Source organism: Mesorhizobium liriopis (assembly GCF_024053505.1).
In the GTDB taxonomy this organism is placed as follows: Bacteria; Pseudomonadota; Alphaproteobacteria; order Rhizobiales; family Rhizobiaceae; genus Mesorhizobium_B; species Mesorhizobium_B liriopis.
The window spans coordinates 227325-252861 of the sequence record NZ_JAMXQS010000007.1 but is presented as its reverse complement, the minus strand read 5'-3'; the positions used below and the strand labels follow the sequence as shown (position 1 = coordinate 252861).

General features: G+C 63.6%; 21 protein-coding genes and 1 tRNA gene. 7 read left to right on the top strand and 15 right to left on the bottom strand.

Translation table 11 applies throughout. The annotated features are described in order from the left end of the window. Nucleotides 1–56: 56 nt before the first annotated feature. Nucleotides 57–132: transfer RNA gene (locus tag NGM99_RS15555), tRNA-Ala, on the top strand. A gap of 145 nt (nt 133–277) precedes the next feature. On the opposite strand, the gene NGM99_RS15550 is transcribed toward NGM99_RS15555, so the two are convergent. The 13 genes from NGM99_RS15550 to NGM99_RS15490 form a co-directional block, all read right to left on the bottom strand. Next, nucleotides 278–955 carry a glutathione S-transferase family protein gene (locus tag NGM99_RS15550; RefSeq protein ID WP_252820514.1) on the bottom strand — a complete coding sequence of 226 codons (678 nt, stop codon included), beginning with the start codon at nt 953–955 and terminating at the stop codon, nt 278–280. A gap of 48 nt (nt 956–1003) precedes the next feature. Then, nucleotides 1004–2011, bottom strand: coding sequence for a dimethylarginine dimethylaminohydrolase family protein (locus NGM99_RS15545; protein ID WP_252820512.1), 1008 nt, complete (start codon nt 2009–2011; stop codon nt 1004–1006). A 61-nt stretch (nt 2012–2072) separates the two neighbouring features. Continuing rightward, on the bottom strand, nt 2073–2846 hold the full coding sequence (locus NGM99_RS15540; RefSeq protein WP_252820510.1) for a CDP-alcohol phosphatidyltransferase family protein: 774 nt from the start codon (nt 2844–2846) through the stop codon (nt 2073–2075). 34 nt (nt 2847–2880) lie between these two features. Next, nucleotides 2881–3975 carry an inositol-3-phosphate synthase gene (locus NGM99_RS15535; protein ID WP_252820507.1) on the bottom strand — a complete coding sequence of 365 codons (1095 nt, stop codon included), beginning with the start codon at nt 3973–3975 and terminating at the stop codon, nt 2881–2883. A gap of 178 nt (nt 3976–4153) precedes the next feature. Next, nucleotides 4154–5269 carry an alkene reductase gene (locus NGM99_RS15530; RefSeq protein WP_252820506.1) on the bottom strand — a complete coding sequence of 372 codons (1116 nt, stop codon included), beginning with the start codon at nt 5267–5269 and terminating at the stop codon, nt 4154–4156. A 141-nt stretch (nt 5270–5410) separates the two neighbouring features. Next, nucleotides 5411–6148, bottom strand: coding sequence for an SIS domain-containing protein (locus NGM99_RS15525; RefSeq protein ID WP_252820504.1), 738 nt, complete (start codon nt 6146–6148; stop codon nt 5411–5413). Between the two features lie 65 nt (nt 6149–6213). Beyond that, on the bottom strand, nt 6214–7587 hold the full coding sequence (locus NGM99_RS15520; protein ID WP_252820503.1) for an FGGY-family carbohydrate kinase: 1374 nt from the start codon (nt 7585–7587) through the stop codon (nt 6214–6216). After that, the gene (gene rhaM, locus NGM99_RS15515; RefSeq protein ID WP_252820501.1) at nt 7584–7901 is read right to left on the bottom strand and encodes an L-rhamnose mutarotase; all 318 of its coding nucleotides are present in this window, start codon (nt 7899–7901) and stop codon (nt 7584–7586) included. Before rhaM ends, NGM99_RS15520 begins: the two co-directional genes overlap by 4 nt. Beyond that, nucleotides 7901–8929, bottom strand: a complete 1029-nt coding sequence (locus NGM99_RS15510) for an ABC transporter permease (protein ID WP_252820499.1) — start codon at nt 8927–8929, stop codon at nt 7901–7903. The genes rhaM and NGM99_RS15510 overlap by 1 nt, the downstream gene beginning before the upstream one ends. Beyond that, the gene (locus NGM99_RS15505) at nt 8926–9906 is read right to left on the bottom strand and encodes an ABC transporter permease (protein ID WP_252820498.1); all 981 of its coding nucleotides are present in this window, start codon (nt 9904–9906) and stop codon (nt 8926–8928) included. Before NGM99_RS15505 ends, NGM99_RS15510 begins: the two co-directional genes overlap by 4 nt. Beyond that, entirely contained in the window at nt 9903–11444 is a 1542-nt protein-coding gene (locus tag NGM99_RS15500; RefSeq protein ID WP_252820495.1) for a sugar ABC transporter ATP-binding protein, read from the bottom strand. The genes NGM99_RS15505 and NGM99_RS15500 overlap by 4 nt, the downstream gene beginning before the upstream one ends. A 70-nt stretch (nt 11445–11514) precedes the next feature. After that, nucleotides 11515–12510: a rhamnose ABC transporter substrate-binding protein gene (gene rhaS / locus NGM99_RS15495; RefSeq protein ID WP_252820494.1), complete on the bottom strand. Its 996-nt coding sequence runs from the start codon at nt 12508–12510 to the stop codon at nt 11515–11517. Between the two features lie 64 nt (nt 12511–12574). Continuing rightward, nucleotides 12575–13402, bottom strand: a complete 828-nt coding sequence (locus tag NGM99_RS15490) for a DeoR/GlpR family DNA-binding transcription regulator (RefSeq protein WP_252820492.1) — start codon at nt 13400–13402, stop codon at nt 12575–12577. A gap of 191 nt (nt 13403–13593) precedes the next feature. Between NGM99_RS15490 and NGM99_RS15485 the strand changes: the two genes are divergently transcribed. The 4 genes from NGM99_RS15485 to NGM99_RS15470 all read left to right on the top strand — a co-directional run bounded on the left by NGM99_RS15485 (nt 13594) and on the right by NGM99_RS15470 (nt 19910). Continuing rightward, a complete protein-coding gene (locus NGM99_RS15485; RefSeq protein WP_252820490.1) occupies nt 13594–15696 on the top strand; it encodes a bifunctional rhamnulose-1-phosphate aldolase/short-chain dehydrogenase in 2103 nt (700 codons plus the stop codon). Between the two features lie 27 nt (nt 15697–15723). Beyond that, nucleotides 15724–17013: an L-rhamnose catabolism isomerase gene (gene rhaI, locus NGM99_RS15480; RefSeq protein ID WP_252820488.1), complete on the top strand. Its 1290-nt coding sequence runs from the start codon at nt 15724–15726 to the stop codon at nt 17011–17013. A 174-nt stretch (nt 17014–17187) separates the two neighbouring features. Further along, nucleotides 17188–18219 (top strand): sensor domain-containing diguanylate cyclase, encoded by a 1032-nt coding sequence (locus NGM99_RS15475; protein WP_252820487.1) that lies wholly within the window; start codon nt 17188–17190, stop codon nt 18217–18219. Between the two features lie 242 nt (nt 18220–18461). Next, nucleotides 18462–19910, top strand: a complete 1449-nt coding sequence (locus tag NGM99_RS15470; RefSeq protein ID WP_252820485.1) for a YadA-like family protein — start codon at nt 18462–18464, stop codon at nt 19908–19910. A gap of 60 nt (nt 19911–19970) precedes the next feature. On the opposite strand, the gene NGM99_RS15465 is transcribed toward NGM99_RS15470, so the two are convergent. Beyond that, nucleotides 19971–21932, bottom strand: coding sequence for an acetoacetate--CoA ligase (locus NGM99_RS15465; protein ID WP_252820484.1), 1962 nt, complete (start codon nt 21930–21932; stop codon nt 19971–19973). A 73-nt stretch (nt 21933–22005) separates the two neighbouring features. Then, nucleotides 22006–23226 carry a PQQ-dependent sugar dehydrogenase gene (locus NGM99_RS15460; protein ID WP_252820482.1) on the bottom strand — a complete coding sequence of 407 codons (1221 nt, stop codon included), beginning with the start codon at nt 23224–23226 and terminating at the stop codon, nt 22006–22008. Between the two features lie 144 nt (nt 23227–23370). Between NGM99_RS15460 and NGM99_RS15455 the strand changes: the two genes are divergently transcribed. Further along, a complete protein-coding gene (locus NGM99_RS15455) occupies nt 23371–24723 on the top strand; it encodes a phosphohexomutase domain-containing protein (RefSeq protein ID WP_252820480.1) in 1353 nt (450 codons plus the stop codon). A 14-nt stretch (nt 24724–24737) separates the two neighbouring features. After that, complete coding sequence (cysQ, locus tag NGM99_RS15450) at nt 24738–25526, top strand: 3'(2'),5'-bisphosphate nucleotidase CysQ (protein ID WP_252820818.1); 789 nt, start codon at nt 24738–24740, stop codon at nt 25524–25526. The last annotated feature ends 11 nt before the right edge of the window (nt 25527–25537 follow it).

Here is a 25537-nt window from a genome sequence, read left to right as displayed (position 1 = left end):
CATCACTCGCCTTGACACCCCGCCCTCGGGCCCACTAGAAGCAGCCGCACTGGGACGGGGCTGTAGCTCAGCTGGGAGAGCGCGTCGTTCGCAATGACGAGGTCAGGGGTTCGATCCCCCTCAGCTCCACCAGTGTTTCCTTGAGTCAAGAAATGCGAGCCTAAACGGAAACGGTTGAGCGCGTGTCTCAATCGCGACAGGCTGATCGGACCATTGTTTCCGACTAGGCCTTTACTTCATCGACTTGGTTGCAATCAGCATTGATATGCCAGCAGGTTCACGCGCTCGCGCCGTACTTCATGTCGGCCGGTGAATGCCGGGCGTGGTCGGCGCGCTGGTCGGCCACGGCCTTCTGATAGGCCGGGCGGGCGAAGATGCGGTCGCGGTAAGCGACGAGGTTCGGCCATTCGTCGAGCATGTCGGTGTGGCCGACGACCTTGAGCACCGAGGCGACCATCATGTCGGCGACGGTGAACTGGTCGCCCACCAGATAGTCCCGATCTCCGAGCGCAGCCGAAAGCTCGCCGAGCCGCTGCCTCGCCATCTTCTCCACATCAGGCCGCCGCTTGGCCTTGACGTCCTCGTCCTTCATGAAGAAATCGACCTCGGCGACATTCGCAAGGAAGGGCTCGATCGAGTTCAGCGCGGCGATGAGCCAGGCCCTGGTTTGCGCCTTCTCGGCATCATCCTGCGGCAGAAGTTTTCCCGAGCGCTCGGCCACATCGAGCAGGATCGCGCCGGTTTCGAACAAGGGTGGCCGCCCCTCTTCCTCCATGGCCGGCACCTGCCCGAAGGGCTGCACGGCGCGATAGGCGGGGTCCTTCTGCGTCTTCGCATCGATCAGCCGCATTTCATACGGCCAGCCGACTTCGTTCAGCACCCACCGCACGCGATGGTCGCGAACTTGGCCCGACGCGAAGGGCGGCACCCATTTGAAGGCGGTGACGGTGATCATCGATTGCTCCCCTCTTTCAAGGGAGGCTAGGACTCGCGCCGCTTTCCGTCAAACCGGATCCCGCCTGAGTGGTGTGGTCGAGCAGTGGATGCCGCCGCCGTTCTTCTGCATGGCGGCGTAAGGCAGCGTGGTCCACGTCACGCCATGGCTTGCGAGGCGGTCGAGCGTGCGGTTGGACGCGCCTTCGGGCATCAGGAGCCTGCCGGGTGCAATCGCCAGCGAGTTGTTGATCCAGGGATCGTCAGCCGGATCGATCTCCACCAGCTGCACGCCCCGTGCTTTCAGGTCTTCCATGAAGGAGAAGGGCAGGCCGAACGGGTTCACGAGCGCCAGATCCTTGTCGATCATCAGAAACGACACGTCGATGTGGATGTCGTAGCCCGTGAGTTCCACGATCAGAAGTTCCACACCCTGGCGCTTCAAGACCTCGCCCACCTGCTCGGCGCCCTCGCGGTTGACGCGTACGCCCACACCGATCGCCGCCGTCTTCTCGTTGATCCAGGCGAACGAGCCGCCCTCCATCACGCCGGTGCCCGAGATCGTGCGCAGGATAGGAATGCCGAGCCTGGCGAGCGTGCGCGTGATCGGCAACTCTTCGCCGCGCCGGATGCGCGCGCCCATGCGGCAGACGATGGCCCCGCCCTTGACCATGATCAGCGGGTCGCGCGTGTAGCACGATTTGAGCCGTCCCTTCTCGACGCCCTCCACATGGAAGACCTCGATCCCTTCCGCTTCGAGCGCCTGCGTCAGCCCGTCATGCTGGCTCTGCATGGCGGGCACGTCGGGGGGCGTGTCGCTCTGGAAGTACCAGCCCTGTTCGGGGTCACCAAAGGAGCCGATCTCGGCAATGCGCTTGTTGGGATCGATCACGGCCATTTCCGGCCCGGGACGGTGAACGAGGATCGAGCGGATGCGGCCCACATCGTTGTCGATGCCCCAGACCCGGCCCCAGTTCGCTTCAAGCTCGCTCTCGTCCTCGAAGGGCGGTGAAGCGGGGGCCGCAAACATCTTCACGGTCTGGGTATAGACCCAATGCGGATTGCTCTGGCTGGACAAGCGCGGCTCCCGAAAATCGAAGAGCCTTAGGGTTCACCAAAACCGTGCGCGCGACAAGCGTTCAGCCTTGGGCCAGAGGCCCCTTCGCTTCTTCCTCGCGGATCAGGAAGTAGGCGCGGAAAATCCGCTGGAGCGCGGTGAAATAGGTGAGGAACACCATCGACCACAGCGTGAAGGGCAGAAGCCAGGGCAGGCTCGGCGTCAGGATCAGCGAGGCGCAGAGAAAAAACTGTCGCGCGCCTTTGCCCATCAAATCAGGCCAGCCTTTGTTGTCCACCGGCACTTCGATGGCGGCGCGCGCCTTGTTGTAGCTCACCATCATCGAGCCGGTGATGACGAGAAAGGACGGCAGCCAGAGTTCGGTCACGAGCCCGACCACGAGGAAGGTCACGACCTCCTGATAGCGGTCCACCACCGCGTCGAGATAGCCGCCGAATTTCGAGGCCGAGCCTTGAGTGCGCGCAACCACGCCGTCGAGCATGTCGAAGAGATAGGCCGCGATCAGGCTCGCGCCGAACAGCATCGGGTCGCGATGCCAGACATAGGCCACGCAGTTGACGGCCACCAGCACGAGGCCGATGAGAGTGATCTGGTTGGGTGTGATGTTCTGGCGCGCCACCCAGCGCGTGCACGCGCGAAGCCAGTCGCCCGCCACGTGATGCAGCCCGCGGCGCGGTTGCGAGGGAACTGCAGCTGCCTGCACCTTGGCCGGCCGCTCGCGCTTTTTCGCGAAGACCGCCGAGGCGAAACCGAGGATCAGGAACAGAAAGAAGCCCAGAAAGAAGCGCGCGCTCGCGGCATCCGTCTGAAGCCAATCCTCGATCGTCTCGGTCACGCGTTCAACCCTTTGCCCTCAACCAAAAAGGTGGTCAGTTCGGCCGGGCCGGTGCGTTCTGGATGAACTCCACCGTGCGCTGGCGCGCTTCATCATCGGTGAATTGCTTGGGCGGTGATTTCATGAAGTAGCTCGATGGGCCCGTCAGTGCGCCGCCGATGCCGCGGTCGAGCGCGATCTTGGCGCAGCGCACGGCGTCGATCACCACGCCTGCCGAGTTCGGGCTGTCCCACACTTCGAGCTTGAGTTCGGCATTGAGCGGTACGCCGCCGAAGGTCGTGCCTTCGAGGCGGATATAAGCCCATTTGCGGTCGGTCAGCCACGGCACGTGGTCGCTCGGACCGACATGGACGTTTTCGGGCTCGAGCGGCACGTCGAGCTGCGAGGTGACGGCGCGGGTCTTGGAAATCTTCTTCGATTCCAGCCGCTCGCGCTCCAGCATGTTGAGGAAGTCGGTATTGCCGCCGAAATTCAGCTGATAGGTCCGGTCCACCTGCACGCCGCGCTCGCGGAACAGGTTGGCGAGCATGCGATGCACGATGGTTGCACCCACCTGGCTCTTGATGTCGTCGCCGACGATGGGCAGGTTCTTTTCCTCGAAGCGCTGGCGCCATTCGGGGTCGGATGCGATGAAGACGGGGATGCAGTTGACGAAGCCCACGCCCGCTTCGAGCGCTTGGGCGACATACCATTCGGTCGCGGCCTGCGAGCCTACCGGGAGGTAGGAGACGAGCACGTCGGTCTCGGTCTCGCGCAGGATGCGCGCGACATCGGCCGGCTCGAGCTCAGATTCCTCGACCTCGTCTTCCAGATATTTGCCGATGCCGTCCAGCGTCGGTCCGCGCTCGACCTTCACGCCAGAGGACGAGACCTCCGCGAACTTGATGGTGTTGTTGGGGGCTGCATGAATGGCCTCGGCCACGTCGCGCCCGACCTTGCTCTTCGCCACGTCGAAGGCGCAGGAAATCTCGATATCGCCGACATGATAGCCGCCGAGATCGAGGTTCATCAGGCCGGGGATCGGCTCGTTGCCTTTCGCATCGCGATAATAGGCGATGCCCTGAACCAGCGATGAGGCGCAGTTGCCCACACCGACGATACCCACTCGAACCTTGGCGCGTGATGCCATGAACGCAACGTCTCCAAATCAGTCATTTCCGCACAAGCGAGTGGCGGAAGCCGAACCGGCAGACTCCCTAGCCGACTGATTGCCCGAGGAAAAGCGCCATTCGGCTTTTGCCCAAGGAGGAAGGGCGCCAAATGAAAAGGGCGGGGTCATCTCCCGCCCTTTCATTCTGTTGCTCAACTCAGGCCAGCGCCGGATAGTCGGTGTAGCCCTTGGCCCCGCCACCATAGAGCGTCGCCTTGTCCAGCGCGTTCAGCGGCGCATCCTCGCGCAGGCGCTTCACGAGGTCCGGGTTCGAAATGAACAACGAGCCGAAGGCGACGAGATCGGCGCGGCCGCTCGCGATCGCCTCTTCGGCCAGCGCCTTGTCATAACCGTTGTTGACGATCCACGCGCCCTTTCCGCCTTTGTCGCGGTAGCTCGCCTTGAAGGCCGCCCAGTCGAACGGCTTGTCGCCCTGGCTGAAATCCCGTGCGCCGCCCGTCGCACCCTCGATGAGGTGGATATAGGCCAGCCCGCGCGAAGCGAGTTCGCCCACCACATAATCGAACAGCGGCTGCGGATCGGGATCGGACGCATCGTTGGCCGGCGTGACGGGCGACAGGCGAATGCCCACGCGCCCGGCACCGATGGCCCCAACCACCGCATCCACCACTTCGAGCAGCAAGCGCGCACGATTTTCGATCGAGCCGCCATACTGATCGGTGCGGTGATTGGTGTTCGCGCGCAGGAACTGGTCGAGCAGGTAGCCGTTCGCGCCATGCACCTCGACGCCGTCGAAGCCGGCCTCGTTCACGGCAGCGGTCGCAGCCCGCACATAATCCTGCACGATGCCGGGCAATTCACTGGTTTCGAGTGCGCGGGGCTCAGAGGTCGGCTCGAAGGAGCCGGTGCCGTCTTCGTTGACGAGATAGGTCTTGGACTTCGCCGTGATCGCGGAAGGCGCCACCGGCTTGCCCTTGTCGGGCTGCAATTCGAAATGCGAGATGCGGCCCACATGCCAGAGCTGGGTGACGATCTTGCCGCCGGCCGCATGCACCGCATCCGTCACGCGCTTCCAGCCCTGAAGCTGCTCGGGCGCATAAAGGCCCGGCACGTCGGCATAGCCCTGCCCCTGGTGGGTGATGGCGGTGGCTTCGGTGATGATCAAACCGGCCGAGGCGCGCTGGCGGTAATATTCGACGGTGAGTTCGCCTGGCACGGCCTTGGGCGACCGGTTGCGCGTGAGGGGCGCCATGGCGATACGGTTGGAAAGGGACAGGTCGCCGACCTGTACGGGATCGAAAAGCGTGGTCATGAAAAGCCTTTACTGTCTCGCGCCGAAAAATGACGCGTTGCTCAAATAGGAAAGGCAAAGCGAGCCGTCATCCCCGACATGACGGAGAGTCACAAGCTTGCAATCCTGTTATCCGCAGGGCGCAAACCGGAGCAGCGAAACCTATAGATGCGGGTTTCGCGGGCGGTAACGTTCCACGAGGCGCGCATTGATCTCGGCCGCTCCCGGCATATTGGCACTGAGATAGATCGGCGCGTCGGCGCCTGAAGCCTGCAATCGCGCCGCCACCTCCGCGAAGACGGCATTGAGCAGCACCACGCCGATCGCGGTCGAGATCGGCCCGACCTTGAGCGCGCTGTTCTCGACTTCGACCACCGCGTCCCCCGCCGGCGCGCCATTATCGAGCACGATATCGGCCACCTCCGCCAGACGCGTGCGCCCTTTGGCCGCCTCGCGCGAATAGGTTTCGGACGTGATGGCGATGACCATAGCGCCGCGCTCCTTGCCGATTCGCGCCGCTTCCACGGGCACGGCATTGACGCCGCTGTTGGAGGACACGACCAGCACGTCGTTCGGCCCGATCGGGTAGCGTGCCAGAATGGGTGCCGCAACGCCCGTCATGCGCTCGAATGCGGTGCTCGCGACGGCACCTTCATGCAGCATGGTGGCCGAAGCCAGGATCGGCACGGTGAAGGCAAGCCCGCCCGCGCGGTAATGCGCTTCCTCACCCAGCATGTGGCTGTGGCCGGTGCCGAAGATGTAAACCAGCCCGTCGCGCTTGGCCGTCGCTGCGACCGCATCGGCTGCGCGCGCGAGTGCTTCGGCGTTCCGCTCGCCGAGCACGGCCATCCGCGCGGCGAGTTCGGCGAGGTAGGCGGTGGCGGTAGGAATGGGGGTCATGACGCTCTCCGGCTGGCAGCGCGAGAGCTCAGATCAGATCGCAGCGGGATTGCCAAGAACAACGGTCAGCCTTCGACCTTCTGCTTCCAGGTCTCGGCATAGGGCGCAAAAGCTGGCTCGGGCGCGATCACCCTTCCCTCTTCGGAGAACCGCGCCCCGTCAGGCGCCGCAAGCAGAGCCGCGCCGATGCTCGTTCCCGTGCCGCCCGAGGCCGCGACGCGAACGGGCCGGCCCGTGGCCGATGCCAGCATCCGCGCGAAAAGCGGGTTCTGCGTGAACGAGCCTTCGAGAATCGTTTCGCCCTCCGCTCCGATCAGGTCGAGGCAGGTCACGGTCATCAGCGCGAGATAGAAGGAGACAGCGACATATCGCTGGGCGGTTGAAAGGTCGTCGCCGTTCACCCACGCGCTTGCGCGATGAGGAAACGGCCCCGAGCCCGCCTGCACCGATGGCAGGAGCATGGCCTGTCGCTCGATCACCATCGCGACATCCGCCTCGCCCCATGAGACGGCCTCGCTGCCCATCAGCACTTCATACTCCCGCCCGCCCATGAAGCGAGCCGAGGGGACCGGCTCGCCGAGCGCGCTGACATTGACCAGCGTATCGCGCATGGGATCGAGACTGAGCGCTTGGCCGCCCACCGCCATCGCAATCACCCAGGTTCCCGTCGAAACCACCGAGAAGGGTGGTCGGTTTGCGAGAAGATGCGGCAGGAGCGATGCGTTGGAATCATGGATGCCGCAGAAGACCGGCGTGTCGGGCCTGAGCCCCGTTGCCTGCGCCACGTCGCGAAGGATCGGCCCCAACCGGTCACTCGCCTGGTGCACAGGCGCCATCAACGGCACCCAGCCTTGGCTCTCGGCGAGCGAAGACGGCTTCTTCTCCCATGGGTTCCAGAGATCGGAATGGCACCCGAGCGAGGTGGCCTCGCCTGCTATCACGCCCGACAGCCGATAGGACCAGTACTGCGCGTAAGGCAGGATCGTTTTGACCCTCGCCCATTCATCCGGAAATCGCATCTGCTGCCAGAACAGCTGCGCGCCGTAATTGAGCCCGACCGGCAAACGCGGGCTGCCCGTCTCGGTAAAGGGAGGCCGCACGCGATCATAAGCATCCGCCAGCTCGTCGGGCCCATCATGCTCGTAATCCGGCACCGGCAAGGCCAGCGCGCCGTCTGCATCGAGCACGACGACCGTTGCGCCATGGGTCGTGACCGACACGGCATCGACCGGCGTTTCGCGGTTCAGCTCGGTGAGCCCTTCGAGGATGAAGCGCCAGAGCGCCTCGAGGTCGTGATGCGGATAGAGCCCGTCGCGCCGCACGCGGTTGGGCATGCGGCGGATGGCCGTTTCACGTATGGAAAAGAGATCGACCAGTGCGAGTTTGGCATTGGTCTTGCCGATATCGACAACGGCGACGAAGCGGATGGGGTTGGTCATCGCATATGGAAAAGCGTGGGCAACGGCACCGCGACCGGCTCGTTGTCTGTTCTGGTTTCCATGATGTCCGCCATATGCGCCCACCAGCGCTGCATCACGGGATGCTTCGGCAGATCGTCCATGCCGTGACCGTCCGTTCGCCAGAGCACGCCGAACAGCGCGTTGGTCTCCTCATCGAGATGGATCGAGTAATCCGACACGCCCGCCTCGCGTAGCAAGGCTTCAAGTTCAGGCCAGATGTCATCATGGCGCTTCTGGTATTCGGCGCGCATGCCGGGATTGAGACGCATGCGGAAAGCGTATTTTTCCGGCATCAGAACGCCTTCCTCGGCCCGTAGCGGTTCCAAAGGATCGGCAGTGCAATCACGGAAATCAGAAGCACGCCGATCACGATGGACATGACGATGCCAGGCACGTTCAAAAGCCCGAGCCCGAAGGTGACCAGTCCCATGATGACGGCCGCTAGCACCACGCCCAGGATCGAGCCCGAGCCGCCCAGGATCGACACGCCGCCGAGCACGGCCATGGTGATCACTTCCAGCTCATAGCCCTGCGCGATCGAGGGCCGCGTCGAGCCCAGCCGCGAGGTGATCAGCACCGAGGCGATGCCGGCCATCAGCCCGGTCAGGCAGAACAGGACGAACTTGATGCGCTCGACGCGTACGCCCGAGAACTGCGCGGCAATCGGATTGTTGCCGATGGTGAAAACCCGCCGCCCGAAATTGGTGCGATGAAGAAGAAACCAGAAGACGAGCGCCGCCACCACGAACAGCACCAGCTCGAACGAGAAAACCCAGGCGACATAGCCCTGGCCGAAAAAGGCGAAATCGGCGGGATAGTTCTTGTAGGCCTGATCGCCCAGGATGATGAAGGCGAGCCCACGAAACAGGCTCATCGTGCCGATGGTGACCACGATCGAGGGAAGCCCGAGTTTGGTGACGAGCACGCCGTTGAACGCCCCGCAGGCGAGCCCCGTGCCGATGCCGATGGCAACGAGGCCCGGTGTGGCGATGCCCGCTTCCGCAGCCATACCCATCAGGGTCGAGCCGAGCGCCATGATGGCGGCCACCGACAGATCGATCTCGCCCGAGATGATGAGCAGCGCCATCGCCAGCGCGATCAGCCCCTTCTCCGTGAAATTGAAGGAAAGGTCCGACAGCGACCATGGGTCGAGGAAGTAAGGCGAGGCGAAGCTGTTCACCACGAAGATCGCCACCACGATCAGAACCAGCAGCATCTCCCAGGAAAGAAGTGCCGAGCGGAACGGCTTGTCGAGCCGGTCGGGAAGGCGTCGCCCTTGGGACGAGGTGGTCTGCGGCGCGGCGGAGGCTACGAGCGTCATAGGGCTTCGGCCTTTTTCAGGATGATGCGTCCCGTCTTGCGCTCGCCGCGCGCATTCAAGACCACCGCAAGGATGATGGCAGAGCCCGAGATCGCCATCTGCCAGAAGGGCGAGACGTTGATCACCGGCAGCGCATTCGCGATCACCCCCAGAAAAAGCGCGCCGAGCACGGTGCCCAGCACCGAACCGATGCCGCCCGCAATCGACACGCCGCCGATCACGCAGGCTGCGATCACGTTCAACTCATAGCCGTTCGCCACCTCAACCGAGGCGATCACGTAGCGCGAAATCCAGAGATAGCCGCAAAGGCCGGACACGAGGCCCGAAATGCAGAAGGCCATGAACTTGGTGCGGCCCACATCGATGCCCGTATAAACGGCCGCCGTCGGATTGACGCCGATGGCATAAAGCGAGCGTCCCTGTGGCGTGCGCGTGAGAAACAGAAAGAATAGTAGTATCGTCAGAAGTGCTACCCAGGACAGAACCGGCACGCCGAGAAGAAGCTGGCGCTGGAACGCGATGAAATCCGGGCTCATGCGGTCGGCATTCACCCAGGCGCCGCCAGACAGCACGAATGTCGCGCCGCGATAGATGGTGAGCGTGCCGAGCGTCACGACGATGGACGGAATGTTGAGCCGCCAGACGAAGAACCCGTTGACCACGCCGAGCACCAAGCCGACGCCAAGTGCGACCACGATCAGTGCCGGGACGGGAACCGCCGGATAGTTCGCATTCAGCATCGCCACCACCATGCCGGTGAAGCAGAGGTTGGAGGCGACAGAAAGATCGATGGAGCGCGTCAGGATCACCACCATCTGGCCGAGCGCGAGCATGGTGAGCAACGAGGTGTCGTTGAAGATCTGCGCCAGATTGCCGGGATTGGCGAAACCGGGAAAGCGCGCCGAAACGAGCGCGATCAGCAGCAGCACGGCAAGGGCCAGCCAAAACTCGCGCTGACGGAAGAGCGAGGCACTCATGCGGCGATCCCCGCGGCTGTCTGGACGAGGCTTTCGGCCGAACATTCCTCCCGCGTGAACGTTTTGACCATGCGCCCCTCGCGCATGACCACCACGCGGTCCGACATGCCCATCACCTCGGGAATTTCTGACGAGACCATGATGACGGCCAAGCCTTCGGCGACCAGCTCCGCCATGAAGGCATGGACGGCGGCCTTGGAGCCGATATCGATGCCCTTGGTCGGCTCGTCGAGAATGATCACCTTGGGCTTGGTGGCCAGCCATTTGGCGATCACCACCTTCTGCTGGTTGCCGCCCGAAAGGTTGCCGGCATTCTGGCTGAGCGAGGCCGCGCGCAGGTCGAGCCGCTCGGTATAGGTGCGCGCGAGGTCGAACTCGTTCTTGAGCTGCAACACGCCCGAGCGTGAGGTGCGCTTGAGCGAGGGCAGCGAGACATTCTTGAAGATCGGCATGTCCGCCACGATGCCCTGCCGCCCGCGCTCTTCGGGCACATAGACAATGCCCGCTTCGATGGCTTCCGCAGCCGATCGGGGCGTGAGGCGCTTGCCTTCGAGCGTGATCGTGCCGCCGCTTGTGGGCGTAGTCCCGAACAGCGCCTGCATCACCTCGGAGCGGCCCGCCCCCACCAGCCCGTAGAAGCCGAGGATTTCCCCCTGGTGAAGCTCGAAGCCGATATCCTCGAACTCGGTCGGGTGTGACAGGCCCTGCACGGAAAGAACGGGCGCGCCCAGCCTGGGCGTGCGCTCGGGGAAGATCTGATCCACCGCGCGCCCCACCATCATGCGCACGATGGTGCTTTGCGGCGTGCCGGCGAGCACGCCCTCGCCCACCATCTCACCGTCGCGGAAGACGGTGTAGCGGTCGGCGATGCGGTAGATCTCATCGAATTTATGGCTGATGAAGAGGATGGTCTTGCCTTGCGCCTTCAACAGCTCGATCAACTCGTAGAGCTCTTCGATCTCCTTGGCCGACAAGGCTGCGGTCGGCTCATCCATGATCACGACCGACGCGTCGATCGACAGCGCGCGGGCTACCGCCACGAGATGCTTGTTGGCGATGCCGAGGTCTTTGAGTCGCGTATCCGGATCGAGATGGCCGGCATGCATCCGGCCGAGCACTTCGCGGGCACGGGCGCGCATTTGGCGCCAGTCGAGCATGCCCCACCGGTTGCGCGGCGCGTGGCCGAGAAAGATGTTTTCGGCGACCGAGAGCTCGTCGAACAGCACGGTTTCCTGATGGATCGCGGTGATGCCGAGTTCGAACGCCCGGTGCGCGCTGCCGAGCGTGACGGCCTCACCGCCCACGCTGATCGTGCCGGCATCCGGCTGGTAGATGCCGGTCAGGATCTTCACCAGCGTCGACTTGCCAGCGCCGTTCTCGCCGATCAGCGCCGTGACCTGACCGGGATAAAGCTTGAGGCCGACACTCTTCAACGCGCGCACGCCCGGAAAGGACTTGGCGATGCCGTCGAGCACGAGACGCGGTGCGGGGTCGGCCACCGCAGGCGCGGCAGCGCTGATCGAGGCTTGGGCGTTCATCGGAACTTCCACTGGAGTAGAGGGGCCTTCGCGACGGGACGCGATCCCGCCGCGAAAACCTGTTCCCGGATCAGTAGATCTTGGAGAACTCTTCGATGTTCTTCTTGTCGAAGGTGAAGGGTGCCGCCATCGGCGCCGAGTTGGTGTCGTCCAGCGTCACTTCGCCGACGCGGCCGATGGAAAGCTTGGCGCCGGGCTTCGCTTCGTCCTTCTTCACCGCGAGATCATAGGCGAGGTAGACGGCCGAATAGCCGAGATCGATCGGGTTCCACAGCGCGACGCCCTGGCTCGTGCCGTTGTCGATGAATTTCTTGAATTCGGAGGGCAGAGCGAGGCCCGTGACATTCACCTTGCCGATCAGGTTTTGATCGGTCACGACCTGGGCGGCAGCGACAACGCCGACGGTGGTCGGCGCGATGATAGCCTTGAGGTTCGGGTAGGACTTCAACAGCCCCTTGGCCTCGTCGGTGCTCTTGGCGGAATCGTCGTCGCCGTAAACGGTGGCAACGAGATTGATTTTCGGGAACTTCTCCGGCAGCGCCTTTTTGGCGGCGTCGATCCAGGCATTCTGGTTGGTCGCGGTGGAAGCCGCCGAAAGGATCGCGACATCGCCGCCCTCGGGCAGATGATCGGCCGCGAGCTTGATGATGGTTTCGCCGATCAGGTTGGTGTCGGACGGGTTCAGATGAACCTGACGGCCCTCGGGTGCGACGCCCGAATCCCATGAGACGACCGTGATGCCGCGCTGCATGGCCTTCTTCAGCGTCGGCACCAGCGCGTCCGCATCGTTGGCGGACACGGCAATCGCATTCACCTTCTGCGCGATCAGTGAATTGATCACCTCGATCTGGCCTTCGGCGGTCGCTTTGGTCGGGCCGGTATAGATGATCTCGACATCGCCGAGTTCCTTGGCGGCTTCCTGCGCGCCTTTGTTGGCGGCATCGAAGAAGCCGTTGCCGAGCGACTTCACGACCAGCGCGATCTTGACCGTTTCGGCATGGGCGGCGCTCGCGAAGAGTGCCGCCGACATGGCGGCCGCGAGGCCGAGTTTCTTGATGATGTTCATGTTCTGGGTTCCTCCCGTTGAACCTTTTATTCAGTCTTCCACCCGCACTGCCTTCCGATCCTCTTCAGGCCGGCAGCGACGATTCCTCCGCGGTGCCCTGCGCAGTTTTCGTGGGCGCCGCGCTCTTCGCAATGCGCACGGCGACGCCCGCATCTTCCAGCATCCGTTGATGCTCGTCCTCGATGTCCTCGTCCGTGATCACGCAGGCGATGCGCGACAGCCCGCACAGGATCAGGCTCGAGCGCTGGGCGAACTTGGACGAATCCACCAGCACCACCAGCTCGTCCGCCTGATCGATCAGCTTCCCCTCCGCCTGAATCAGGAGCGGGTCGCTTTCCATCAGCCCCAGCGGTCCGAGCCCTTGAGCGCCCATGAACATGCGGCGCGCATAGAAATTGCGCGTCACGTCGTTGTCGAACGGCGAAAGCACGATGTTCTGCTCGCGATAGATCGTACCGCCCGACAGCATCACCGTGTTCTTGGAATGTTTGAGCAGATGCTCGGCGATCGGAAACGAGTTGGTGAAGATGGTCATCCGCCGGTTGGCGAGGGGATGCACCATCTGGAAGGTCGTCGTGCCGCCATTGATGATGATCGGCTCGCCATCCTGGCATAGTGCCACGGCCTCCCGCGCAATCGCGCGCTTCTTCGCCACATGCAGCGCTTCGTTGACGCTGAAGGGCCGCCCGAGGAGACCAGTCACCTGTGGCGGCGAAATCGCTTCGGCACCCCCGCGCACGCGGCGCAGGCGCTTCTGGTCATGCAGGCCCGAAATATCGCGACGGATCGTGGCTTCCGACGCACCGGTCAGGTCCACCATGTCCTGCACGGTCACCACCGGCCGCTCCTGAACGGCCGACAGGATCACGCGCTGTCGCTCTTTCTCGTGCATGAACGCCTCCCTGATCAGCAGACTGCGAGCTTCACGCTCCATTGTCAATCATGATCGATCATGAAAAATCATTGTGCAGCGCAGCATGATTGAAAATGATCGTTTGCGATTGACGAGACGGAGAGATCGTGGAAACTTCCCGCGCAAATGGCGACTTAATGATCGCCTGAGCTGAAAAAGCGGAGGAAGCCATGCTCACCAAGAACCCGGCCTTGGGCCTCGCCGACCTGTGGGACGAGAGCAAGGCAGCTGGCATGAGCGAGCCCGAGCGGCTTGTTTACCGCTCGAACATCCTCGGCTCCGACAAGCGCGTCACCAATTACGGCGGCGGCAACACTTCCTCCAAGATCTGGCAGGAGGACCCGCTGACGGGCGAGGAGGTCGAGGTGCTCTGGGTCAAGGGCTCCGGCGGCGACAGCGCCTCGATCAAGCTCGACGGTTTCGCCACGCTCTACATGAGCAAGCTTCGCGCGCTGAAAGCCCTTTATCGTGGCGTCGAGCACGAGGACGAGATGGTCGGCTATCTGCCCCACGCCACCTTCAACCTCAACCCGCGCGCGGCCTCGATCGACACGCCGCTCCACGCTTATGTGCCGCATGCTTATGTGGATCACATGCACCCCGACGCGATCATCGCGATCGCGGCCTCGAAAGATTCCAAGGCGCTGACGGAAGAAATTTTCGGCAAGGAAATCGGCTGGCTGCCCTGGAAGCGCCCCGGCTTCGAGCTCGGCCTCTGGCTCGAAAAGTTCTGCCTGGAGAACCCCGACGCCAAGGGCGTGATCCTCGAAAGCCACGGCCTCTTCACCTGGGGCAACACGCCGCGCGCGTGCTACGAGACCACAATCTCGACCATCAACAAGGCGATCGCGTGGTTTGCCGAGAAAACCGAAGACAAGCCGGCTTTCGGCGGTGCGGTGGTCGAGCCGCTCGGCGTGGAAGAGCGCCGTGCGGTGGCCGCCAAGCTGATGCCCCGCATTCGCGGCTTCATCTCGGCAGACAGCCACAAGCTCGGCCATTTCGACGATTCGCCTGCGGTGCTCGAATTCGTCAATTCGAAGAACCTGCGCGACCTGGCGGCCCTCGGCACCTCCTGCCCCGACCATTTCCTGCGCACCAAGATCCGCCCGCTCGTGATCGATTTCGATCCTGCCAAGCCTGATGTCGATGCGGTCGTGGAAAAGCTCGGCCAGGACATCGAGGCCTATCGCGCCGATTATCAAGCTTACTACGACCGCTCCAGGCATTCGGACTCGCCGCCCGTGCGTGACCCGAATGCCGTGGTCTATCTGATGCCGGGCGTGGGCATGTTCACCTTCGCCAAGGACAAGGCCACTGCGCGCATTTCGGGCGAGTTCTATGTGAACGCGATCAACGTGATGCGCGGTGCGTCCAGCGTCTCGACTTATGTCGGCCTGCCCGAACAGGAAGCCTTCGACATCGAATACTGGCTGCTCGAGGAAGCCAAACTCCAGCGCATGCCCAAGCCCAAATCGCTGGCTGGCCGCATCGCGCTCGTCACCGGAGGCGCGGGCGGCATCGGCAAGGCCACCGCCCGTCGCCTGCTCGGCGAAGGCGCCTGCGTGGTTCTGGCCGACATCGACCACGCCGCGCTCGACGCAGCGCAGCAGGAACTGACCAAGCTCCACGGCAAGGATGTGGTGCGCAGCGTTTCCATGAACGTCACCAGCGAAACGGCGGTCGCGCAGGGCTTCGTGGATACCGCCGTCGAATTCGGCGGCATCGACATTCTCGTTTCCAATGCCGGCCTCGCCTCCTCCGCGCCCATCGAGGACACCTCGCTGGAATTGTGGAACAAGAACATGGACATCCTTTCGACCGGCTATTTCCTGGTCAGCCGCGAGGCCTTCCGCCAGTTCCGCGCGCAGAAACTGGGCGGCAATGTCGTCTTCGTCTCGTCCAAGAACGGCCTTGCCGCCTCGCCCAATGCCGCGGCCTATTGCACGGCGAAAGCTGCGGAAATCCACCTCGCGCGCTGCCTGGCGCTTGAGGGTGCGGGGGAGCAGATCCGCGTCAACACGGTGAACCCGGACGCGGTGCTGCGCGGCTCCAAGATCTGGACGGGCGAGTGGAAGGAACAGCGCGCCGCCGCCTACAAGATGTCCACCGACGAGCTCGAAGAGCACTACCGCTCGCGCTCCATGCTCAAGCGCTCGGTCTTCCCCGAGGACATCGCCGAAGCCATCTACTTCTTCGCCTCCGAACTCTCCGCCAAGTCCACCGGCAACATCATCAACGTGGATGCCGGCAACGCCCAGAGCTTCCCGCGCTGAAGCCTGGTTGAAAGGGAGGAGAGAGAAATGAGCGAGACCATCATCGCCACCGATGTGGTGGCCCACGACAACGCCGCCCGCGAGGCCGATCTGCGCCGCGACTACGAGACGCTCAGCGAGCGCCTCGACCGCCGTGGAATCGCGATCGATGCCATCAAGGCAAAGGTCGCAGGCTTCGGCGTCGCCGTCCCCTCATGGGGCGTAGGAACGGGCGGCACGCGCTTCGCGCGCTTTCCCGGCACCGGCGAGCCGCGCGACATCTTCGACAAGATCGAGGACTGCGCCGTCATCAACGAATTGACCCGCGCCACGCCCACGGTGTCGCTCCACATTCCGTGGGACAAGGCGGAGCCCAACCGCCTCAAGCAGGCCGCGTCGCGCTTCGGCCTCGGCTTCGACGCGATGAACTCCAACACCTTCTCGGACGCGGCCGGTCAAAGCCATTCCTACAAGTTCGGCTCGCTGACCCATGCGGACAAGGGCGCACGCTCACAGGCCGTCGAGCACAATCTCGAATGCATCGAGATCGGCAAGACGCTCGGCTCCAAGGCGCTCACCGTCTGGATCGGCGACGGCTCGAACTTCCCCGGCCAGGTCAATTTCTCGCGCGCCTTCGATCGCTACATGGATGCCATGCGTGCGATCTATGATGGTCTGCCTGACGACTGGAAGCTCTTCTCCGAGCACAAGATGTACGAGCCGGCCTTCTACTCGACGGTGGTGCAGGACTGGGGCACCAACTACATCATCGCTTCCGAGCTCGGTCCCAAGGCCTACTGCCTGGTCGATCTCGGTCATCATGCGCCCAACACCAATATCGAGCAGATCGTGGCGCGCCTGATCAGCCGCAACAAGCTCGGCGGCTTCCACTTCAACGATTCAAAATATGGCGACGACGACCTCGACGCCGGCTCGATCGATCCCTACCGCCTGTTCCTCGTCTTCAACGAACTGGTGGAAGCCGAACTCGCCGATGAGAGCTTCCACCCCGCCCACATGCTCGACCAGAGCCACAATGTCACCGACCCGATCGAAAGCCTGATGTTGTCCGCGACCGAAGTGCAGCGTGCCTATGCGCAGGCCTTGCTCGTGAACCGCGAAAAGCTGTTGGGCTTCCAGGAGGAAAACGATGCCCTTCAGGCGACGCAGACGCTGAAGGCTGCCTTCCGCACCGATGTGGAGCCGATCCTAGCGCTGGCGCGGCTTGAGAGCGGCGGTGCCATCGACCCGGTCGCGGCCTATCGTGCCAGCGGCTACCGCGCCAGAGTTGCGGCCGAGCGTCCCGCCGTCGCGGGCGGCAGCGGGGGCATCGTTTAGGTTGGCGCCCTTTGCCCTTGGGTCAACCCGACGCTTAACCAAAACTCTCGAACTTCCGCGCCTTTCATGTGTTATGCGCTACCTTGCCCGATGTGGGCGAGGTCGCGCTCCTTTGAAAGGCAGGATTGGTTCGGCCACTGCGCCGACCGCGAGAAGTTTTGGAGGCTTGGAGAATTGTACCCGGTTCCCGCGAACGAGAAAGAACGCCAGGCAACGGTCGACAGTCTCGGCCTGTCCGAAAGACTGATCAACCAGTCCGTCCGTTCCCCCGCTCTCATGGCGCTGGTCAATATCGGCCGCGAGCTCTTCGACCTGCCCGTGGTAGTGGTAAACCTCATCGACAATGACTGGCAGCATGCGCTGGCATCTTGCGGTTTCGACGAGCCCGGGCTGCCGCGTTCTGATTCGATCTGCGCCCATGCCATCATGCAGGACGATATCTTCATCGTGCCGGACCTCTGGGCGGACGAGCGCTTCGCACATCTTGCTTATGTTCAAAGAGCGCCGTTCTTGCGCTTCTATGCCGGCATCCCGCTCAGCATCCATCCCGGCCATAATATCGGATCGCTCTGCCTGCTGGGCCCCGAACCGCGCGAGTTCTCGGAGCACGACAAAGCGCGTCTGCGCGATCTCGGCCTGCTCGCCGCGAACATGCTGCAGCTCGAACAGGCCAATGTGAAGCTGACCACCAACGAGAAGGCGCTCAAGGACGCGGCCAATACGGACCCACTGACCGGTTGCCTCAACCGTCTGGGCCTGCGGGAGGAAATCGGCAACCTCTTCGAACTCGCCATCGATCCCAATCACGGCGCGGGCCTCGTTTACGTCGATATCGATCACTTCAAGACGGTCAATGACAGCTTCGGCCACCCTGCGGGCGACACGGTGCTGCGCGAAGTGGCGAACCGCATCAAGGGCGTGGTGCGCGGGAAGGATCTGGTCGCGCGCATCGGTGGCGACGAGTTCTGCGTCGTCTTGCGCGACGTGCCGGGCCTGCGCGAGGTCGAGACGATTGCAACCCGCCTCGTGGACGCCTTCAAACGGCCGATTACGCTTCCTGACCGTGACCTGCGCTGCTCGATCAGCGTCGGCGCGGCCCTTGCCCCCACCCACGCGACTACGCGCGAAGGTATCGCGCATCAGGCCGACATCGCACTCTATCGCGCCAAGGAAGCCGGACGCGGCACCTTCCGCATCGCAGCCTGATCGAGACTGGAGCATCGGACCGACACCTCGGTGAGGCACCGGTCCGCCTCAGGATCGACAGCGGACGTGCGCTATCTGCCTGCATCCCTAAATTTTTGACGGAAGCGTCTGCTGGTTGGTGCCAGACTGTCATGCTCGCGCTCGTCGATACAATCGGCTGTGCGCTAAGGTTGTATCGCACAACCTCGCTTTCTTAACCATAGGTTGCAATTGTTTCACCCACAACTTGGGGTCGACGAAATATGCAACTAACCAAACGAAAACTTTTATGGGCCGCGTCCGTTGCTGCAATCGGCTGGGCGTCGAGTGCCGAGGCGCAGACCGCGCTCGTCAGCGCCTGCAGCGGCGTCAGCCTGTCACGCTCGGTCGTGACCGATATCCTCCGCCCGGTGGTGACTGACGTAATCGCGCCGACACAAAGTGCTGTGAACGGCCTGCTTGGAAGCACAGTCTTGGGCACGCTTCTCGGCACCTTGCCGCAGCCCGTCAGCGTCGATGCCGCAGGTGTGCTCAGCAACGCCGCGAGCGGCCAGCCGATCAGCCTGTCTGCTCTCACCACCTCGGGCGCCGTCATTGCACCCTCCGATGAGTGCATCACCACCGCCGACGGGGTCCAGCTCGACACCGAAGCCGGCATCGCGATCGGCGGCAACCGCATCAGCGGCTTGGGAACGAACGGCGCAACCGCGAGTGCTGCCGACCTCGATGCCGTCGCGCTGGGCAATGGCGCTTCGACCGCAACCGGCGCGACGGGTGCCCTCGCGCTGGGCACGGGCGCGGAAGTCGGATTGAATGCGGCGGGCGCGGTGGCCATCGGCCGGGGCGCGAATGCTACGGCTGCCAACAGCGTCGCACTCGGTGCCGGTTCCGCGACAAACGCCAGTCTGGCGGCCGCAGCCTACAATCCAGGCACGACGCCGCTTGCAGGCGGCACGGCCGTGGGCGAAGTCTCGATCGGCGCGACCGGTGCGGAGCGCCGCCTGACCAATGTCGCGGCGGGCAGCGCCGACACCGATGCGGCCAACATCACTCAGCTTCGCGCGGTGGCCGATGGCGGCATCCGCTATGACGATGCCACGCGCACGATCGCCACACTCACGGGTACGGGCGGCACCCGCCTCACCAATCTGCGCCCCGCGATCCTCAACGAAACGTCGAGCGATGCGGTCACCGGCGCGCAGTTGCATGAAACCAACCAGGCGCTTGCGGCCCTCAACAATGTTTCCGTCCGCTATGACACCGACACTGCCGGCAACAAGACCAACAGCATCACGCTGCAAGGTGGCAACACCGATGCGCCGGTCCGCGTCCGCAACGTGGCGGCGGCGGAAGAGGCGACGGATGCCGTCAATCTTCAGCAATTGCGTGAGGCGGTCGCAGCCGGCCCCGTCGACAATGCCGAGGATGTTTATCGTCGCTCCCGCGCCTACACCGATGCCCGCGTGGATGAAGTGCGCGACGAAGCCCATCAGGCCGCAGCCATCGGCCTGGCCGCGGCCTCGCTCCGCTTCGACGACGCGCCGGGCAAGGTATCGATGGGCATCGGCGCGGGCGTCTGGCGCGGCGAAGGCGCCTTTGCCGCGGGCCTCGGCTACACCAACGAAAGCGGTCGCATGCGCTTGAACGCCACGGCGAGCACCGCCGGCGGTAAGGTCGGCGGCGGCGCCGGGATGAGCTTCACGTTCAACTAGAACAATTCCGGCAAGGGCGTGCGGCGGCTTTGCCCTCGGCATCGGAGCACGAACAATGCCCTAGGTCCGAAGTTCGGGCCGGTCGCGAAAGAGCTCGAGCGCTTCCGGGTTGGCCAAGGCATGGCTGTTCCTGACGGGACGGCCATGCACCACCTCGCGCACGGCGAGTTCAACGATCTTGCCCGACTTGGTGCGCGGAATATCCTCCACGGCCACGATGCGCGCCGGCACATGGCGCGGGCTCGCACCCTTGCGGATCTGCGCGCGGATACGCGCCTCCAAAGCCTCATCGAGTGCCATGCCGGGTGCGAGGCGCACGAACAGCACCACGCGCACATCGTCTTCCCAGTCCTGCCCGATCGCGATCGCTTCAACGATCTCCGGTAGCTTCTCGACCTGGTTGTAGATCTCCGCCGTGCCGATGCGCACTCCACCGGGGTTCAGCACCGCATCCGAGCGGCCATGGATGACGATGCCGCCATGCGCGGTCCATTCGGCGAAATCGCCATGACACCAGACATCGGGAAAACGCTCGAAATAGGCGGCACGGTATTTCGCCCCCTCAGGATCGTTCCAGAACATCACCGGCATGGACGGAAACGCCGCCGTGCAGACGAGTTCGCCTTTTTCCTCGCGCACCGGCTCACCGTTCTCGCTCCAGACATCGACGGCCATGCCGAGACCCGGCCCCTGGATCTCGCCGCGCCAGACAGGTTTGAGCGGAATGCCGAGCACGAAGCACGACACGATATCCGTGCCGCCCGAGATCGAAGCCAGCTGAATGCCGGGCTTGATGCCTTCGTCAACGAAATCGAACCCCTCAGGCGACAACGGCGAGCCGGTCGAAGCGATCAGTCTCAGATGCGACAAGTCATGGGTAGAGGCAGGCCTCAGCCCGCTCTTGCGCACGGCGTCGATGAATTTGGCAGACGTGCCGAAGACGGCGAAACGCTCTTCGGCCGCATAGTCGAACAGAACGTTGCCATCAGGAAAAAAGGGAGAGCCATCGTAAAGGCAGACGGTGGCACCGCTCGCCAAACCCGACACCAGCCAGTTCCACATCATCCAGCCGCAGGTGGTAAAGTAGAAGAGCCGCTGCCCTTCCTCGACGCCGGAATGAAAGCGGTGCTCCTTGAGGTGCTGCAGCAGCGTGCCGCCCGCTCCATGCACGATGCATTTCGGCACCCCTGTCGTTCCCGACGAGAAGAGAATGTAAAGCGGATGATCGAAAGGCAGGCGCTCGAACTGCAAAGTCTGGGGCGCGAAGGGGGCGACGAACGCATCCCAGCTTCGGCCATCAGGCAGCGAAGCCGCAAGCGTTTCGCCGTTGCCCGCATAGGGCACGACCAGCACGGGACATCCGAGCCTGTCCACGATGACGCGCAGTTTTTCGCCCGTGTCCTGATGCTTGCCGTTATACCAGTAGCCGTCCGAGGCGATCAGCAGCTTCGGTTCGATCTGTCCGAACCGGTCGAGCACGCCCTCCGCGCCGAAATCCGGGGAACATGACGACCAGACGCCCCCCAGCGAGGCCGTCGCGAGCATTGCTGCCACCGTTTCCGGCATGTTCGGCATCATGGCCGCCACCCGGTCGCCGGCTTTGATGCCGAGCGCTTCCATCGCCTGCTGCAAGCGGGAGACTGTTTCACGCAACTCACGCCAGGACCAGACGGCGCGCGCCTTATTCTCGCCGCGAAAGATCAGCGCCGGCTCTTCGCCGTCCAGGCGCAGGAGATTTTCCGCAAAATTCAGCCGGGCATCCGGAAAGAATCGCGCGTCGAGCATGTGCCCATGATCGACCAGCGCCGTTTCCCCGCGCTCGCCCAGAACTTGGCAGAACTCCCAGACCGCGCTCCAGAACGCACCGCGATCGTCCACCGACCAGCGGTGGAAAGCATCGTAATCGGCGAATGCCACTCCCGCCCGGTCAGCGCAAAAGTGCATGAAGCGCGCCATCGGGCTCGCTTCGAGGATAGCATGCGACGGTTTCCAGAGCGGAGCGTCTGAGGCAGGTGCCGACATGAAAAGGGCCTCCCGATGGAGGCCCGATCCATAGACGATATTCTTGGCCAGGGTATGTGCCAGAAGCGACAGCTTATGATGCACTGTCCTTCGTGATCCGCAGGATGGTGCTGGCACCACCGCGCGACTCCGTCACCGCATAGACCGCACCGTCCGGCCCGACCTTCACGTCGCGGATGCGCGCATCGAGCGGCACGCGCTCTTCGGCCTTCACCCGGTCGCCATCCATATGGAGCACCACGAGATCCTGCGTCACGAGCCCGCCGACGAGGAATGCATTCTTCCATTCAGGGATCGCATCGCCCTCGTAGAAGGCCATGCCCGAGGGGCCGATCACCGGGTCCCAGTAATAGACCGGCTGTTCCATACCCTCCTTGGCGGTGATGCCCTCGCCGATCGGCCGCCCGCTATAGGCGATGCCATAGGTGATCACCGGCCAGCCATAGTTCTTGCCGGCTTCCGGCCGGTTCAACTCGTCACCGCCCTTGGCGCCATGCTCCACCGTCCAGAGCCGGCCCTGTCCGTCAAGCGCGGCCGACTGCACGTTGCGCAGGCCATAGGACCAGATCTGCTCCTGCGCGTCCTGACGCCCGACGAACGGATTATCCTGCGGCGTCGACCCATCCGCATTGATGCGGAAGACCTTTCCCAAGCCTGAGTTCAGGTCCTGCGCCTGGTCGCGGATCGGCTCGTCGGAGCGCTCGCCCACCGTGATGAACAGCTTGCCGTCGGGTGCGAAGGTCAGGCGGGAGCCGAAATGCTTGTTGCCGTCATAGGCCGGCGTCTGCTGGAAGATGACCTCGACATTCTCGACCGAGCCCGAATTGTCTTCGTCTGCCTTCAGCGTCGCGCGCGCCACGCTGGTTCCGTTGCCGCCACTCTCGCGCGGTTCGGAGAACGAGAAGTAGATTTGGCCGCTTTGCGCGAAGTCCGGCGCTAGCGCCACGTCGAGCAAGCCGCCCTGACCGCCCGAGGCCACATCCGGCACGCCAGAAATCGCGTCGCCCGGCTTGCCGTCTTTCGAGAGGATGTGCATTTCACCATCCTTTGCGGTTACCAGCATTCGCCCGTCGGGCAGGATTTCCATGCCCCACAGATGCGGCAGGCCTTCCGCCACGGTCTCGGCCTTCACTTTGGCCGGGTTTTCCGGCTGGCCGACCCGGGTCTGGCCTTCGAAGGCAGGCTTCTGGTCGGGCGCGTTGGGGCGGCCCACCTCGACGGGAGCCCCCGCCTGTGCGAAAGCCGAACCGGCGCCGAGCGCGGTGGCGGCAAGAAGAAGGGCAAGACGTTTCATGGGGACCTCATTTCGGAAACGAGTTGAGCAGGTGCCGCAGCGGAATTGGTGCGACATCACCCTTCAAGCTGGGAGCCAGATCCGTGAGCGCAAGGTTCTGACGCAAATGTCAGAAACGCGTCATGCGTGCGGCGCCGCGCTCTGATGTCCGCGTTCAAGGCCTATGATATTCGTGGCCAGATCCCGGCCGAACTCAACGCTCCCCTCGCCTATCGCATTGCACAGGCCTCCGCTGCCGAATTGAAGCCTCGCACCGTGGTCATCGGCCACGACATGCGCCAGGACAGCCCCGCACTCGCTCATGCGCTTGCACAGGGCTTTCTGGACAGTGGCGTTTCCGTCCTGCCGCTCGGTCTTTGCGGCACGGAAGAAGTCTATTTCCATACCGACTATGCAGCGGCCGATCTAGGACTGATGGTCACCGCCAGCCACAATCCGGAAAGCTATAACGGCATCAAGCCGATCGGCCGCGGCGCGACCGCCATCACCCGCGCCGGCGGCCTCAACGCCATCGAGGGTCGTACTTACGGCGACGAGCACTTCGCCATAGCTACAAGCTTCAGCGAACGCGGCAGTCTTCAACCGCAACCGAGCAAGGCGCCCTATATCGAGCGCCTGATTGCCAGCGTCCGCGACATCGATCTCAAGCCGATGAAGATCGTGGCCCATCCCGGCAATGGCTGCGCCGGGCCGGTCATCGACCTGCTCGAGCCCCACCTGCCTATCGAATGGATCAAGATCGAGCACGAGCCCGACCCGCGCCTGCCCAACGGCGTGCCGAACCCGCTTCTGCCGGAAAAGCGCGCGGCGGCAAGCGAAGCGGTGAAGCGGAGCGGCGCGGCCCTTGGCCTCGCCTGGGACGGCGATTTCGACCGCTGCTTCTTCTATGATGAAGACGGTGCCTTCATCGAAGGCTACTATCTCGTCGGCCTGATCGCCCAGAGCACCTTGCGCGATGAGCTTGGTGCCACGATCCTCTACGACCCTCGCCTGACATGGAACACCGAGGACATCGTTTCGAAGGCCGGCGGGCGGGCGGTGATGTGCAAGACGGGCCACGCCTTCTTCAAGGAGAAGATGCGCGCGGAGAACGCGGCTTATGGCGGCGAGATGAGCGCGCACCATTATTTCCGCTCCTTCGCCTCCTGCGACACCGGCATGCTGCCCTGGCTCGCGGTGCTGGCGGAACTGAGCCGCACGGGCGCCACGCTTCGCGAACTGGTCGATCAGCGGATGAAAGCCTTTCCCTGCTCGGGTGAAATCAACTTCAAGGTCGCAAGCACGAAAGACGCCATCGCCAAGGTTCAGGCCGCATTCGCCGGCGAGAGCCCTGAGATCACCACGCTCGACGGCTTGAGCATGGCTTTCCCCGAATGGCGCTTCAACCTGCGCGGGTCGAACACCGAACCGCTTCTGCGCCTCAACGTGGAATCGCGCGGCAACCCCGCGCTCGTGGCCGACATGGCCGCACGCATCGGAGATCTGGTGGGCGCATGAGCGACAAGCAAACCATGCTCGACCATCTCTGCCTGCTGGCACTCGATGCCGGCCGTGCGATCATGGAAGTCTATGAAGCGCCAAGCTTCGAGCATCACATCAAATCAGATGCCTCGCCGGTCACCGAAGCCGACACGCGTGCCGAAGCGATCATTCTGGCAGGGCTACGCGCGCGCTACCCCGCCATTCCCATCGTCGCCGAGGAGGAATGCGCGGCTGGCCGCGTGCCGGAAACGGCGGACAAGTTCTTCATCGTCGATCCCCTCGACGGCACCCGTGAATTCCTCGCGCGCAACGGCGATTTCACCGTCAACATCGCGCTGGTCGAAAATGGTGAGCCGACGCTCGGCGTGGTATTCGCCCCAGCCTGCGGCGAGCTCTTCGCGGGCGCAAACGGGCTCGGCGCATTCCGCGCCGGAGTCGAGAATGGCAAAGCCGGCACGAGAACGCCGATTTCCGCCCGTCCATGCCCATCCGCGCCCACTGCCGTCGCCAGCCGCTCCCATGGCAGTCTTGAAACAAACGAGTGGCTGAAGCGCCATTCAGTAGAAAATTATGTCGCTCGCGGCTCCTCCCTGAAATTTTGTCTCCTCGCAGCGGGCGAGGCCGATCTATATCCTCGCCACACTCGAACCATGGAGTGGGACACTGCAGCGGGCGACGCGATCCTTCGCGCGGCCGGCGGTGTGGTGCACGATCTGGAAGGCCGGCCCTTGCGCTACAACAAGCGCGGCCAGGCATCCGACGTGGACTTCGCCAATCAGGGCTTTATTGCCTATGGCGACCCCGATTTTGCTTTCTGATTCCATGGTTT

What these genes read in the sequence shown, in the direction of transcription:
- NGM99_RS15535 (WP_252820507.1), bottom strand. Translation starts at nt 3,975, where the DNA reads ATGGCATCACGCGCCAAGGTTCGAGTGGGTATCGTCGGTGTGGGCAAC.
- NGM99_RS15460 (WP_252820482.1), bottom strand. Translation starts at nt 23,226, where the DNA reads ATGAAACGTCTTGCCCTTCTTCTTGCCGCCACCGCGCTCGGCGCCGGT.
- NGM99_RS15465 (WP_252820484.1), bottom strand. Translation starts at nt 21,932, where the DNA reads ATGTCGGCACCTGCCTCAGACGCTCCGCTCTGGAAACCGTCGCATGCT.
- rhaI (WP_252820488.1), top strand. Translation starts at nt 15,724, where the DNA reads ATGAGCGAGACCATCATCGCCACCGATGTGGTGGCCCACGACAACGCC.
- NGM99_RS15520 (WP_252820503.1), bottom strand. Translation starts at nt 7,587, where the DNA reads ATGACCAACCCCATCCGCTTCGTCGCCGTTGTCGATATCGGCAAGACC.
- NGM99_RS15470 (WP_252820485.1), top strand. Translation starts at nt 18,462, where the DNA reads ATGCAACTAACCAAACGAAAACTTTTATGGGCCGCGTCCGTTGCTGCA.
- NGM99_RS15485 (WP_252820490.1), top strand. Translation starts at nt 13,594, where the DNA reads ATGCTCACCAAGAACCCGGCCTTGGGCCTCGCCGACCTGTGGGACGAG.
- NGM99_RS15530 (WP_252820506.1), bottom strand. Translation starts at nt 5,269, where the DNA reads ATGACCACGCTTTTCGATCCCGTACAGGTCGGCGACCTGTCCCTTTCC.
- rhaS (WP_252820494.1), bottom strand. Translation starts at nt 12,510, where the DNA reads ATGAACATCATCAAGAAACTCGGCCTCGCGGCCGCCATGTCGGCGGCA.
- NGM99_RS15510 (WP_252820499.1), bottom strand. Translation starts at nt 8,929, where the DNA reads ATGACGCTCGTAGCCTCCGCCGCGCCGCAGACCACCTCGTCCCAAGGG.
- NGM99_RS15455 (WP_252820480.1), top strand. Translation starts at nt 23,371, where the DNA reads ATGTCCGCGTTCAAGGCCTATGATATTCGTGGCCAGATCCCGGCCGAA.
- NGM99_RS15525 (WP_252820504.1), bottom strand. Translation starts at nt 6,148, where the DNA reads ATGACCCCCATTCCTACCGCCACCGCCTACCTCGCCGAACTCGCCGCG.
- NGM99_RS15500 (WP_252820495.1), bottom strand. Translation starts at nt 11,444, where the DNA reads ATGAACGCCCAAGCCTCGATCAGCGCTGCCGCGCCTGCGGTGGCCGAC.
- cysQ (WP_252820818.1), top strand. Translation starts at nt 24,738, where the DNA reads ATGCTCGACCATCTCTGCCTGCTGGCACTCGATGCCGGCCGTGCGATC.
- NGM99_RS15505 (WP_252820498.1), bottom strand. Translation starts at nt 9,906, where the DNA reads ATGAGTGCCTCGCTCTTCCGTCAGCGCGAGTTTTGGCTGGCCCTTGCC.
- rhaM (WP_252820501.1), bottom strand. Translation starts at nt 7,901, where the DNA reads ATGCCGGAAAAATACGCTTTCCGCATGCGTCTCAATCCCGGCATGCGC.
- NGM99_RS15550 (WP_252820514.1), bottom strand. Translation starts at nt 955, where the DNA reads ATGATCACCGTCACCGCCTTCAAATGGGTGCCGCCCTTCGCGTCGGGC.
- NGM99_RS15490 (WP_252820492.1), bottom strand. Translation starts at nt 13,402, where the DNA reads ATGCACGAGAAAGAGCGACAGCGCGTGATCCTGTCGGCCGTTCAGGAG.